Origin of the sequence: Sorangium sp. So ce426 (assembly GCF_051475585.1) — a bacterium.
Lineage (GTDB): Bacteria > Myxococcota_A > Polyangia > Polyangiales > Polyangiaceae > Sorangium > Sorangium cellulosum_B.
The window spans coordinates 8386289-8398794 of record NZ_CP150341.1; the positions used below are offsets into that span (position 1 = coordinate 8386289).

The 12506-nt window shown below is 72.1% G+C and carries 9 protein-coding genes; 7 read left to right on the forward strand and 2 right to left on the reverse strand.

Going from position 1 to position 12506, the window contains the following annotated elements; all coding sequences use genetic code 11:
- The first annotated feature begins 35 nt into the window (after positions 1–35).
- The 6 genes from WMF44_RS31170 to glmM all read left to right on the forward strand — a co-directional run bounded on the left by WMF44_RS31170 (position 36) and on the right by glmM (position 6559).
- Positions 36–794: a CoA transferase subunit A gene (locus tag WMF44_RS31170; protein ID WP_437293687.1), complete on the forward strand. Its 759-nt coding sequence runs from the start codon at positions 36–38 to the stop codon at positions 792–794.
- 23 nt (positions 795–817) lie between these two features.
- Complete coding sequence (locus WMF44_RS31175; RefSeq protein ID WP_012238413.1) at positions 818–1483, forward strand: CoA transferase subunit B; 666 nt, start codon at positions 818–820, stop codon at positions 1481–1483.
- Positions 1484–1493: 10 nt separating this feature from the next.
- Positions 1494–2351, forward strand: coding sequence for an acetyl-CoA carboxylase, carboxyltransferase subunit beta (gene accD, locus WMF44_RS31180; protein WP_437293688.1), 858 nt, complete (start codon positions 1494–1496; stop codon positions 2349–2351).
- Positions 2348–3670, forward strand: coding sequence for a bifunctional folylpolyglutamate synthase/dihydrofolate synthase (locus WMF44_RS31185; protein ID WP_437293689.1), 1323 nt, complete (start codon positions 2348–2350; stop codon positions 3668–3670). Before accD ends, WMF44_RS31185 begins: the two co-directional genes overlap by 4 nt.
- An 85-nt stretch (positions 3671–3755) precedes the next feature.
- Positions 3756–4808: an SDR family NAD(P)-dependent oxidoreductase gene (locus WMF44_RS31190; protein ID WP_437293690.1), complete on the forward strand. Its 1053-nt coding sequence runs from the start codon at positions 3756–3758 to the stop codon at positions 4806–4808.
- A gap of 308 nt (positions 4809–5116) precedes the next feature.
- Complete coding sequence (gene glmM, locus WMF44_RS31195; protein WP_437293691.1) at positions 5117–6559, forward strand: phosphoglucosamine mutase; 1443 nt, start codon at positions 5117–5119, stop codon at positions 6557–6559.
- 209 nt (positions 6560–6768) lie between these two features.
- Here glmM and WMF44_RS31200 read toward each other — a convergent pair whose 3' ends face one another.
- Together WMF44_RS31200 and WMF44_RS31205 are read right to left on the reverse strand one after the other, a co-directional pair.
- Positions 6769–7776, reverse strand: a complete 1008-nt coding sequence (locus WMF44_RS31200; protein ID WP_437293692.1) for an ABC transporter ATP-binding protein — start codon at positions 7774–7776, stop codon at positions 6769–6771.
- The gene (locus WMF44_RS31205) at positions 7773–9200 is read right to left on the reverse strand and encodes a sigma-54-dependent transcriptional regulator (RefSeq protein WP_437293693.1); all 1428 of its coding nucleotides are present in this window, start codon (positions 9198–9200) and stop codon (positions 7773–7775) included. Before WMF44_RS31205 ends, WMF44_RS31200 begins: the two co-directional genes overlap by 4 nt.
- Before the next feature lie 333 nt (positions 9201–9533).
- Between WMF44_RS31205 and WMF44_RS31210 the strand changes: the two genes are divergently transcribed.
- The gene (locus tag WMF44_RS31210; RefSeq protein WP_437293694.1) at positions 9534–12458 is read left to right on the forward strand and encodes a carboxypeptidase regulatory-like domain-containing protein; all 2925 of its coding nucleotides are present in this window, start codon (positions 9534–9536) and stop codon (positions 12456–12458) included.
- Positions 12459–12506 lie beyond the last annotated feature (48 nt).

The following is a 12506-nucleotide window of genomic DNA, read 5'->3' on the forward strand; positions in this document are numbered from 1 at the left end:
GCCTCGCGGCCAGTTGGGCTACCTCTCGGTCGGCCATGGACAAGGTCTACAAGAGCGCGCTGGATGCCGTGAGGGACATCCCTGGCGGCGCCACGGTCCTCTCGGGCGGCTTCGGCCTCTGCGGCATTCCGGAGAACTGCATCGCTGCGCTCCGGCAGCTCGGCACGAAGGATCTCGTGGTCGTGTCCAACAACTGCGGAGTCGACGCCTTCGGCCTCGGGATCCTCCTTCAGAACCGGCAGATCCGGAAGATGATCTCGTCGTACGTTGGCGAGAACAAGGAGTTCGAGCGCCAGTACCTGAGCGGCGAGCTCGAGGTCGAGCTCACGCCGCAGGGCACGCTGGCCGAGCGCATCCGCGCCGGAGGGGCCGGGATCCCCGCGTTCTACACGCCGACCGGGGCGGGCACGGCCATCAGCGAGGGCGGGCTGCCCGTGCTCTATGGCCCGGACGGCGCGGTGAAGCGGTACTCCGAGAAGAAGGAAGTGCGAAAGTTCGACGGCCGCGACTACGTGCTCGAGCCCGCCATCCGCGGCGACTACGCGCTCGTGAAGGCCTGGAAGGGCGACCGGTTCGGCAACCTCGTCTACCGCCACACCGCCATGAACTTCAACCCGATGATGGCGATGGCCGCGAAGGTGACGATCGCCGAGGTGGAGGAGCTCGTCGACGTCGGCTCGCTCGACCCGGACCACATCCACACGCCCGGGATCTTCGTGCACCGGATCTTCCAGGGCGAGCGCTTCGAGAAGCGGATCGAGCGGCGGACGGTGCGCAAGGCGCCGGCCGCCTAGGCGGCGCGGGGACAGGGGACACGATGGGACTCACGCGGGAACAGATCGCGCAGCGCGCCGCGCTGGAGCTCAAGGACGGCTACTACGTCAACCTCGGCATCGGGATGCCGACGCTCGTCGCCAACTACATCCCCGCGGGGATCGAGGTGGTGCTCCAGAGCGAGAACGGGCTGCTCGGCATCGGCCCGTACCCGATCGAGGGCGCGGAGGATCCGGATCTCATCAACGCCGGCAAGGAGACCGTGACGATGCTCGCCGGCTCCGCGATCTTCTCGAGCGCCGAGTCGTTCGCGCAGATCCGGGGCGGCCACATCGATCTCGCGATCCTCGGGGCCATGGAGGTCTCCGAGAAGGGCGATCTCGCCAACTGGATGATCCCCGGCAAGATGGTGAAGGGGATGGGCGGGGCGATGGATCTCGTGGTGAGCGCGAAGCGCGTCGTCGTGATCATGGATCACGCGGCGAAGAACGGCGCGCCGAAGATCCTGAACGAGTGCGCGCTGCCCCTCACCGGGCGGGGCGTCGTCCACCGGATCATCACCGATCTCGCCGTGCTCGATGTGACGCCCGAGGGGCTCGTGCTGCGCGAGCTCGCGCCCGGCGTGAGCGCCCGCGAGGTGCAGGAGAAGACACAACCAACGCTCCGGGTCCCCTCCGACGTGAACGAGATGGACCTGCGGAGCGCCTGAGGGCTCGCCGATGACCTGGCCTGAAAAGACCCTGCCGACGACCGACGCGAGCGAGAAGCGCTCGCTGGGAGCGGGCGTGTTCCGTCGCTGCGACGGCTGCTCGCACACGCACGACGCCGCCGAGCTCGCGCGCACCTTCGAGGTGTGCTCGCAGTGCGGCCACCACCACAAGCTCGACGCCGACGGGTGGCGGAGGCTCCTGCTCGACGACGGCGAGCTCGCCGCGTGGGACGAGCACCTCGTCCCGAACGACCCGCTCCGGTTCAGCGACGGCAAGAGCTACCGGGACCGCGTCGCGGCGCTCCACAAGAAGGGCCGCGCGAAGGAGGCGATCGAGATCGGCCGCGGCAGGCTGGGCGGCCGCGACATCGCCTACGGCGCGTTCGTCTTCGCCTTCATGGGCGGGAGCATGGGCTCGGTCGTCGGCGAGAAGATCACCCGCCTGTTCGAGCGCGCGACGCGCGAGGAGCTCCCGGTGGTGCTCCTCCAGGCGTCGGGCGGCGCGCGGATGCAGGAGGGCATCCTCTCGCTGATGCAGATGGCGAAGAGCGTGGCCGCGCTCGAGCGGTACCGAAAGGCGCGGCTGCCGTTCCTGTCGGTGCTGCTCCACCCGACGACGGGCGGCGTCGCGGCGAGCTTCGCCTTCCTGGGCGACGCGAACATCGCCGAGCCCAAGGCGCTCATCGGCTTCGCCGGCCCGCGGGTCATCGAGAACACGATCCGGCAGACGCTGCCGGCGGGCTTCCAGCGGTCCGAGTTCCTGCTCGACCACGGGATGGTCGACGCCATCGTCCCGCGCCCCGAGATGAAGGCGTACATCGGGACGCTGCTCCAGCACCTCACGGCGAGCCGCCGGGCGCGGCGATGACCTCGGCGGCGCCGCGGCTGCCCGCGCTGCTCGAGGCGCTCGGGCAGCAGGCGCCGCGGGGGATGGAGCTCGGGCTCGGCCGGGTCCGCGAGGCGCTCTCCGCGCTCGGCGATCCCCACGAAGGCCTCCCGGCGGTGCACGTCGCCGGCACGAACGGCAAGGGCAGCGTGTGCGCGATGGTCGAGTCGATCGCGCGCGAGGCCGGGCTCCGGACCGGCCTGTACACGTCGCCGCACCTGTCTCGCTTCGCCGAGCGCATCCGCGTCGGGGGAGAGATGATCGGCGACGCGGCGCTCGAGCGCGCGCTCGCCGCCGCGCTCGAGCGTGTCCCCTCGCCGCTCACGTTCTTCGAGGCGCTGACGGTCGCCGCGTTCGTGGCCTTCCGCGAGGCGGACGTCGACCTCGCGATCCTCGAGGTGGGCCTCGGCGGGCGGCTCGACGCGACGAACGTGATCTCGGCGCCGCTCTGCACGGCGATCACGTCGATCGCGCTCGACCATGAGGCCGTGCTCGGCCCGACGCTGGCGGACATCGCCCGGGAGAAGGCGGGCATCCTCAAGGCGGGCGCGCCCGCGGTGCTCGGCCCCCTCGATCCGGAGGCCGACGCCGCGATCGAGGCGGCAGCGCAGGCAATCGGCGCCGGGCCTCGCCTCCGCGTCGCGCCGGCGGAGCGCGGCGGGCGCGCGGGCGAGATCGCGGTGGGGCGCGGCCGGCGCGGGGCGGGCGCGGCGCGCGTCGCCGGGCCGGGGCGCCGCGAGATCGAGGTGGAGCTCGGCCTCCGCGGCGCGCACCAGGCCGAGAACGCGGGCGTGGCGTGCGGCGTCGCGTGGCAGCTCGCCGGGCGGTGGCCCGAGGTCGAGCGGGCGCTCGCGGGTGGGCTCGCCGCGGCCCGCTGGCCCGGTCGCCTGGAGCGGATCGACGCGGGCGGCGCCCGTGTCCTGCTCGACTGTGCGCACAACCCGCACGGCGCGCAGGCGCTCGCGGCGTGGCTCGACGAGGAGGGTCCTGGGGCGGCGCTCACCACGCTCGTGTTCGGGGCGATGGCCGACAAGGGGTGGGGCGAAATGCTACAGGTGCTCGCGCCCCGAGCGCGCCGCCGGCTCTATGTGACGCCGAAGGGCCGCGCGGCGGCGCCGCTCGACGCGCTGCGCGGGGTCGCGCCGGGCGAGGCGATCGGCGATCCGCGCGCCGCGGTGGCGCGCGCGATCGAGGCCGCCGCGCCGGGCGGGCTCGTGGTCGTGGCCGGCTCGATCTACCTGGTCGGCGAGGTGCGCTCGGCGCTGCTCGGCATCGTGGCGGATCCGGTCGTCACGCTCTGAAGCGGGCGCGAGCGGCGCGCTGTGCAGGCGCGTCGCTGCCCGCCGGGGCGCGGCGGGTGGCACGCGCGATGCCGTCCTCCGCGGCATGGCGTTCAGGAAGCGGCGTTCTCCGGTGCTCTTCTCTGCGGCGGCCCTCGTGGCGGCCGCGCTCGCGCGGACGGCGTTCCGCGCCCTGCGGCGGCTCGATCTGCGCGGCCGGGTCGTGGTCATCACGGGCGGCTCTCGCGGTCTGGGGCTGCTGCTGGCCGAGGAGTTCGGCCGGCACGGCGCCCGGGTGGCGATCGCCGGCCGCGACGCGGAGGCGCTCTACCGGGCGGAGCAGCGGCTGCAGGCGCTCGGCGTCGAGGTGCACGCGGCGGCGTGTGATCTCGGCGACCGCGTCGCCGCCGAGGCGTTCATCGACGGGGTGGCGAGGGCGTTCGGCCGGATCGACGTGCTCGTCAACAACGCCGGCGTGATCCAGGTGGCGCCCATGCAGGACCTCCGGGTGGAGGAGCTCGACGAGGCGATGCGCTCGAACTTCTGGAGCGCGGTCCACGCGACGCTGCGCGCGCTGCCGCACCTGAGGCGGCATGGGCGGGCGGCGCGCATCGTGAACGTGGTGTCCATCGGCGGGCGCGTCGCCGTGCCGCACCTGCTCGGGTACAACGCGTCGAAGTTCGCGATGATGGGCTTCTCGGAGAGCGTGCAGGCGGAGCTCACGCACGGCGGCGCGAGGGGCCCGCGCGTCACGACGGTGATCCCGGGTCCGATGCGCACGGGGTCGATCTACAACGCCGCGTTCGGCGGCAGCCCGCAGCACGAGTTCGGCTGGTTCGGCCTGGCCTCGTCGCTGCCGATCGCGACGATCGACGCGCGGCGCGCGGCGCGGCGGGTGGTGGCGGCGGCGCGCGAGGGGCGCACCGAGGTGAAGCTCGGGCTGTCGTCGCACCTGCTGAGCTGGGCGCACGGCATCGCGCCGCAGGCGACGGTGAGGCTGATGGGCCTCATCAACGCGCTCCTTCCGCCGCCGGGCGGCGGCGAGGGCACGACGAAGGGCCGAGACCTGCGCACGCCGGCGCAAGGGTCGGTCTTGCTGCGCCTGAGCAACGAGGCAGCTCGGCGCAACAACGAGGCGCCGCCGGCAGCGGCGCGATAGCGACCGCGCTGCAAAAGCGGCGCGATAGCGACCGCGCTGCAAAAAGCGGCGCGATAGCGACCGCGCTGCAAAAAGCGGCGCGATAGCGACCGCGCTGCAAAAAGCGGCGCAATAGCGACCGCGCTGCAAAAAGCGGCGCAATAGCGACCGCGCTGCAAAACGGCGCAGACGCGGCACGATAGCGGCCACGCCACAAAGCCGCGCGATGCAGGCCGCGCCAACGTCGCCGCGGCGGCGATTGGCCGTAGGCCGTCTTGGCAAAGGTTGCTAAGGGTGGTCTCCTCAGCCCCACACCACAGAGAGGGACCGTGCCGAAGCACACCAAGAAGGATCCTAGGGAGGGCGCTCCGTCGGCGACGGGCGAACCGCAGAAGCAGGCCGCAGGCCGCAAGCTCTTCGGCACCGACGGGGTGCGCGGCGTGGCGAACCAGCCGCCGATGACCCCCGAGATGGCGCTGCGGCTTGGGCGCGCGATCGCGTTCGTCGCGAGCCACGGGAAGTCGCGGCAGGTGCGGGTGGTGATCGGGAAGGACACGCGCCTGTCCGGCTACATGCTCGAGACCGCGATCGCGTCCGGCGTGTGCGCCATGGGCGGGCGCGTGATGCTGAGCGGGCCGATCCCCACGCCGGCGGTCGCGCAGCTCACGCAGAGCATGCGGGCCGACGCCGGGGTCGTGATCAGCGCGAGCCATAACCCGTATCAGGACAACGGCATCAAGATCTTCGGGCCCGACGGCTACAAGCTGCCCGACACCGCGGAGGAGGAGATCGAGCGGCTGATGGAGAGCCACGAGCTCGACGAGGCGCGGGTGATCGGGGCGGGGATCGGCAGCGCGGTGAAGCTCGACGACGCGCGCGGGCGGTACGTCGTGTTCTGCAAGAACACGTTCCCCACGGCGCTCTCGCTCGACGGCGTGAAGATCGTCGTCGACGCGGCGCACGGGGCGGCGTACCGCGTCGCCCCCTCGGTGTTCACCGAGCTCGGCGCGAACGTGACGGCGCTCGGCGTGAAGCCGAACGGCCGCAACATCAACCGCGAGACCGGCGCCCTGCACCCGGAGCACGTGAAGGCCGAGGTGCTCAAGCGCGGCGCGGCCATCGGCATCGCGCTCGACGGCGACGCGGACCGGGTGATCATGGTCGACGAGCGCGGCGAGGTCGTGGACGGCGACGCGATCATGGCGCTCTGCGCGCTCCGGATGCTGCGTACCGGCAAGCTGCCGCGGAACACGATCGTGACGACGGTGATGTCGAACCTCGGGCTCGAGCGGGCGCTCAAGGCCCAGAACGGGCACGTCGTCCGCACGGCGGTCGGGGATCGCTACGTCGTCGAGGCGATGCGGAACGGGGGCTACTCGTTCGGCGGCGAGCAGTCGGGGCACCTCATCTTCCTGGACCACGCGACGACGGGCGACGGCATCGTGGCGGCGCTGCAGGTGCTCGCCATCATGATGGAGGAGGACAAGCCCCTGAGCGAGCTCGCCTCGAAGGCGATGCAGCGGGTGCCGCAGGTCCTGGAGAACGCGACGTTCGCGACGCGGCTGCCGCTCGACAGCATGCAGCGGACGCGGGTCACCGTGGATCGCATCGAGAAGACGCTGGGCGACAAGGGGCGCATCCTCGTGCGCTGGAGCGGGACGGAGCCGAAGCTCCGCGTCATGGTCGAGGGCGAGGACGCGTCGACCATCGGGGCGTACGCGCTCGAGATCATCGAGGCGGCCAAGCAGGACGTCGCTGGGGCATCGGCGTAACCAGGAGCGTAGCCAGGGCTGCCCGGCCCCCGGAGGGGGTGTCCTCTGCGCGGGGTGGGGGCCCCGCCGAACTCGGCGCACAGATGGGTCATCCGGCGATGCCGGATGACCCATCTGTGCGCCTCAAACATCGGCCCATCCCCCACCCCGCGCAGAGGACACCCCCTCCGGGGGCCTACGGCTGTCTTGGGGACAGGCCCCGGCGCTGGCTACAGGGCGCGGCGCATGAAGAGATCTTCTAGCGTCTCGCGGCGCGGCGCTACCTCGACGACCTGCGCGCCCGCCGCGAGCGACGCCCGCAGCGCCTCGCGCACGCGCGCCTCGCCCTCCACGTCGACCACCACGACGTCGCCACGGCGCGTGGTCGCGAAGCCCTTCGCGCCGAGATCGGCGAGGAGGCCTTCGCTCGCGCCCGCCAGCGTGACCTCGGTGCGCAGCACGTCGCCCCGCAGCAGCTGGCGGATCGCGCCGCTCACCACCACCTGGCCCTCGCGCAGGATCGCCACGCGATCACACATCGCCTCGACGTCGCTCAGGATGTGCGTCGAGAAGAAGATCGTCCGGCCCTGGTCGCGCTCGGCGAAGATGAGATCGCGGACCTCCTTGCGGCCGACCGGATCGAGGCCGCTCATCGGCTCGTCGAGGATCAGCATCTCCGGATCGGCGACCAGCGCGGCCGCCAGCCCCGTGCGCTGAAGCATCCCCTTCGACAGCCGGCGGACCTGCCGATCCGCCGCGTACGCGATCTTCACCTGATCGAGCACCTCCATCGCCCGCCTGCGCAGCGCCGCGCCGCGCATCCCGGAGAGGCGGCCGCAGAGCTCCACGAACTCGCGCGGGGTGAGGTAGGGGTAGACGTACGGGTTCTCCGGCAGAAAGCCGATCTTCCGGCGCGCCTCGGGCGACGGCACGCGCGCGCCGAACAGGTACGCCTCGCCGCCGGTCGGGGCGATGAGGCCCGTCAGCATCTTGATCGTCGTCGTCTTGCCAGCCCCGTTCGGCCCGAGAAAGCCGAAGATCTCGCCGCGCCGGACGTCGAAGCTCACCCCCTTGACCGCCTCGACCGCCCTCCGGCGCAAGAAACCCACCCGGAACGTCTTCAGGAGGCCGCGGACGTCGATCAGCAGCTCGCCCTCCGGCGCCCCTTCCTCGGCGGAGCTGGCCGGCGCGGCACCCTGGTCGCCCGGCTCGACGATGCGCTCGGCTGCGTTGCTCATGCGCCCTCCTCCCCCTCGGGGCTCTCGCCGGGCGCGCCGTCTGCCGGCCGCGCCCGGCCGCGCGCGTTGGCCGCGCTGTACTCGTGCAGCTTGTACTGGATCTTGCGCGGGCTGATCCCGAGGATCGTCGCGGCCTTCGAGGTCGAGCCCTTGCACGCCTCGAGCGTGCGCAGGATCGCGTAGCGCTCCAGGTCGTAGATGGTGCTGCCCGGGACGCGCGGCATCGCGTCGACGGACTCGGCCGGCTCGGACGACATCTGCGCCGGCAGGTGCCGGAGCTCGATGCGCGCGCCGTCGCAGAGCACCGCCGCCCGCTCGATCGCGTTCTCCAGCTCGCGCACGTTGCCGGGGAACGAGTAGGACGTCAGCGCCGACAGCGCCTCGTCGGTGAAGCCCTCGATGCGCTTGCCGTTCTCCTGCGCATAGCGGCCGAGGAAGAACGTCGCGAGCTCGGGGATGTCGCTCCGGCGCTCGCGGAGCGGCGGGATCTCCAGGGTGACGACGTTGAGCCGGTAATAGAGGTCCTCGCGGAACACCCCCTCGGCGATGCGCTGGCGCAGATCGCGGTTCGACGCGGCGAGGATCCGCACGTCGACCTTGAGCGTCTCGTTGCCGCCCACCCGCTCGAACGTCCGCTCCTGCAGGAAGCGCAGGAGCTTCACCTGCGTGGCCAGCGGGATCTCGCTCACCTCGTCCAGGAACAGGGTGCCGCCGCTCGCCTGCTCGAAGCGGCCCTCGCGGCGGCCGACGGCGCCGGTGAAGGCGCCGCGCTCGTGGCCGAACAGCTCGCTCTCGAGGAGCGACTCGCTCAGCGCGGCGCAGTTCAGCCGGACGAGCGGCGCCTTCGCCCGCGGGCTGGCGCGGTGGATCATCTCGGCGATGAGCTCCTTGCCCGTGCCCGTCTCGCCCACGATCAGCACGCTCGCGCGGCTCGGCGCCACCTGCTCGACCAGCCGGAGGACCTTCGCCATGCTCGGGTGGCTCGCGATCACGTGCCCGAACGCGTTGCGCTCGCGCAGCCGCTCGCGCAGCCGCGAGTTCTCCTGGAGGAGCCGCGCCCGCTCCACAGCGCGCTCGACCACGACCGCGAGCACCGAGAAATCGAGCGGCTTCGTCAGGTAGTTGTACGCGCCCTTCTTCACGGCCTCGACCGCGCTCGAGATGGTGCCGAACGCCGTCATCACCACGAAGGTCGCGTCCGGCAGCGCGAGCTGCGCCTTCTCCATCATCCGGATGCCGTCGAGCCCAGGCATCTTCAGATCGGTCAGGACCACGTCGGGCGCGAACTCCTCGAGCTTGCCGAGCGCCTTGAAGCCGTCGGCCGCGGTCTCGGTCGTGTACCCCTCCTCGCGGAGGATCTCCGAGAGCGCCGCGCGCGCGTTGGCCTCGTCGTCGACGATCAGGATGCGCCCGCGGGATGCCATGGTGATGGCTTTCCTAGCATGCGCGTCCGCGGAATTGGACGGCTGCTCGGCCCCGGCCGAGCGGCGGCGGGGACCGCGGGCGCTCCGGTCGAGCACGTTTGCGACCGAGGCGCCGGCGCGGCGCCGTGCCTCGCGCAGAGAAGGCCGAAAGGCTCGGCACCACCGCGCGGTGTGCCGTACTTATCGAGCCGCGCGGCGCGCCTGTCGCGGAGCTGCTGCCAGCGAAAACCGCTGTTTCACGCGCCGCCCGGAGTGATACAACGGGCCGCGCGCGAGGTCTCCACCGTCCCGATTGGCGGGCGTTTCCTTGTTCGACCTCGCGGGTGAGGCTCGATGCATACGCTTCGGAAGGTGTTTGCCGACAGGCCCCGGCGCGCTGCGCTCACGGCGCTGCCGCTCGTCGGCTCGCTCACGCTCGCGGGCGCTGCCGAGGCGCAGCAGCCGCAGCCGCCCTTCGGACCTCAGCCGATTCCAGGCCAGCCCGCGCAGCCGCCCGGCGCTTTCGGGCCCGAGCAACCTTCCGCGCAACCCGGCCCCTTCGGGCCCCAGCCCGGCCAGCCCGGCCCCTTCGGGCCTCAGCCCGGTCAGCCCGGCCCCTTCGGGCCTCAGCCCGGTCAGCCCGGCCCCTTCGGGCCTCAGCCCGGTCAGCCCGGCCCCTTCGGGCCCCAGCCCGGCTTTCCGGGCGATGCTCCGCCGCAGTTCGGGCCGCAGCCCGGCTTTCCCGGCGACGCTCCGCCGCAGTTCGGGCCGCCGCCGGGCCAACCGCCGCCGGACGGGAGCGTCTCTTTCGGCGCGCAGGCGTCGGTCGGTGATCAGGGCCTCCAGGCCAGCGCGAAGGCGCCGACATCCACCGGGTGGGACGAGGAGGAGCGGGCGCTCTCCCTCACCGCGCAGCCGAACCTGTGGGGCTCGACCGGCCTCCTCAGGACGTCGTACGCGGGCTCGGGCGCGCCGGGCACCTTCCGGGTGTCGTTCCTGCTCGACTGGTTCTCCACGAGCGGCTTCCTCTGCGATCCGGCGGAGTCGACGCTCGCCGGTCACCCGATCACGTGCGGTCCTGACGCGAAGGAGGACTCGGCGAGCCACGTCGGAGCGTTCTTCGCGCTGAACGCGACCCCCCTGCCCTTCCTCGAGGGGTACGCGTCGATCCGCACGTTCGCGAACGCGAACGATCAGGGTCGTCCGCGGCTGCTGCAGGTGCTCGGCGACACGACGTTCGGCGTGAAGGCGTTCACCCCCACGAAGATCGGCAAGCCGTTCTCCTTCGGCGGCGAGGCGCAGCTGCTCCTGCTCAACGGGACCGGCAGCGTCGGCCTCGCCGGCGGCGGCACGAGCGCGGTCTTCCGCGGGCTCGCGTCGCTCGATCTGCGCAAGCCGCAGGGCAAGGGGTTCCCGCTGCGGGTGAACGTGAACCTCGGCTACAAGCTCGACAACTCCGGCGTCCTCGTGGAGGAGATCGAGAAGGCGCGCGCGAAGGCGTTCACGGACGATCGCGAGCGGCAGCCGATCTCGCGGGTCGAGCGGTTCGGGCTCGGCATCAACCGCGTCGACTTCTTCCAGACCCACCTCGGCGTCGAGGTGCCGCTGCCGAAGGTGCAGCCTTACCTGGAGTACACCCTCGACATCCCGGTGAACCGGCAGGGTTACGAGTGCCACACGAAGACCGTGTCGCGCGGCGACGTCTGCCTCGGGCTCGACGACTTCGCGTCTCCTGACCCGCAGAACCAGGGCGGACCGGGTTACGCCGCGGCGCCGTCTCGGCTGTCGCTCGGCGTGCGGGTGACGCCGTTCGAGAAGGCGTTCCGCGGGCTCTCCGGACACGCGGCGTTCGACCTCGGCCTGTCGGCGACCTCCGTGTTCATCGAGGAGGTCGCGCCTCAGGCGCCGTGGACGCTCTATCTCGGGATTGGCTATGCGTACGATACGAAGCAGAAGGAGCCGCCGCCGGCCCCCGCGCCGCAGATCATCAAGGAGCCGCCGCAGCTCGTGCCGGCGCCGCAGACCTTCGCGCGCGGCTTCGTGCACGAGCAGAACAAGCCCGACGCGGCGGTGGCGGACGCCATCGTGACGATCGAGGGCGCGGCTCAGCCGCCGTACGCGACAGGGCCGGACGGCCGCTTCCTCACGCGGCACCTCGATCCGGGGACGTACACCTTCAACATCCGGGCGAACGGGTACAAGCCCGGCACCTGCCAGGCGACGATCCTCCCTGGCGGGGCAGCGCCGGGGCAACCCGGGGCGTTCGGCCCGCAGCCTGGGCCTTTCGGTCCGCAACCCGGGCAGCCCGGCGCCTTCGGTCCGCAACCCGGACAGCCTGGGCCTTTCGGTCCGCAACCCGGACAGCCTGGGCCTTTCGGTCCGCAACCCGGGCAGCCCGGCGCCTTCGGTCCGCAACCCGGACAGCCTGGGCCTTTCGGTCCGCAGCCCGGGCAGCCCGGCGCCTTCGGTCCGCAACCCGGACAGCCTGGGCCTTTCGGACCGCAGCCCGGGCAGCCTGGGCCCTTCGGCCCGCAGCCCGGGCCTTTCGGTCCGCAGCCGGGAGGGCCTGGCGCTGCGCCGAGCCCGGCACAGCCGCAGGGGCCGACGTTCGTGGACGTCGACTGCTCCCTCGAGGCGCTGCCCAAGACGGGCAACATCGTCGGGACGGTGAAGGACGCGGAGAGCGGGGACGCGGTCGCTGGCGCGACGATCCGGCTGGTCGACGCTGCGGGCCGCGAGCAGACGGCGACGGCCGACGGCAGCGGCGCCTTCCGTTTCCCCGACCTGCCGGCCGGCGCGGTGACGCTCAAGGTCGAGGCGCAGGGCTACATGAACCACGTCAACCAGGCCGACGTCCGTACGAGCGAGGACACGCGCGCCGCCCTCACGGTGAACAAGCGGCCGAAGATCTCGCTCGTGAAGGTGCTGGGCAACGAGATCAAGATCTCGCGGCAGATCCACTTCGAGACCGACTCGGCGAAGATCCTCGGCGACTCGAACGCGCTGATGGAGGAGATCGCGGACGTGCTCCAGCGGAATCCGAACATCCGCAAGGTCGAGATCCAGGGGCACACCGACAACACGGGCGGGCGTGAGCACAACCAGACGCTCAGCGAGGCGCGGGCGAACGCGGTGCGCGCCTGGCTGATCCGGGCCGGCGTGGACGGCTCGCGGCTGCTCGCGAAGGGCTATGGCCAGGATCGCCCCGTCGCGCCGAACGTCACGCCCGCGAACAAGGCCAAGAACAGGCGCGTTCAGTTCATCATCGTGGAGAAGTGAGCCAGGTCCGCCGCCGGGCGGGCCCCGCATCCGGCCGCGCCTCGGCGT

Coding starts and splice junctions, on each gene's coding strand:
- WMF44_RS31185 (WP_437293689.1), top strand. CDS start 2,348: ATGACCTCGGCGGCGCCGCGGCTGCCCGCGCTGCTCGAGGCGCTCGGG.
- accD (WP_437293688.1), top strand. CDS start 1,494: ATGACCTGGCCTGAAAAGACCCTGCCGACGACCGACGCGAGCGAGAAG.
- WMF44_RS31210 (WP_437293694.1), top strand. CDS start 9,534: ATGCATACGCTTCGGAAGGTGTTTGCCGACAGGCCCCGGCGCGCTGCG.
- WMF44_RS31200 (WP_437293692.1), bottom strand. CDS start 7,776: ATGAGCAACGCAGCCGAGCGCATCGTCGAGCCGGGCGACCAGGGTGCC.
- WMF44_RS31175 (WP_012238413.1), top strand. CDS start 818: ATGGGACTCACGCGGGAACAGATCGCGCAGCGCGCCGCGCTGGAGCTC.
- WMF44_RS31205 (WP_437293693.1), bottom strand. CDS start 9,200: ATGGCATCCCGCGGGCGCATCCTGATCGTCGACGACGAGGCCAACGCG.
- WMF44_RS31190 (WP_437293690.1), top strand. CDS start 3,756: ATGGCGTTCAGGAAGCGGCGTTCTCCGGTGCTCTTCTCTGCGGCGGCC.
- WMF44_RS31170 (WP_437293687.1), top strand. CDS start 36: ATGGACAAGGTCTACAAGAGCGCGCTGGATGCCGTGAGGGACATCCCT.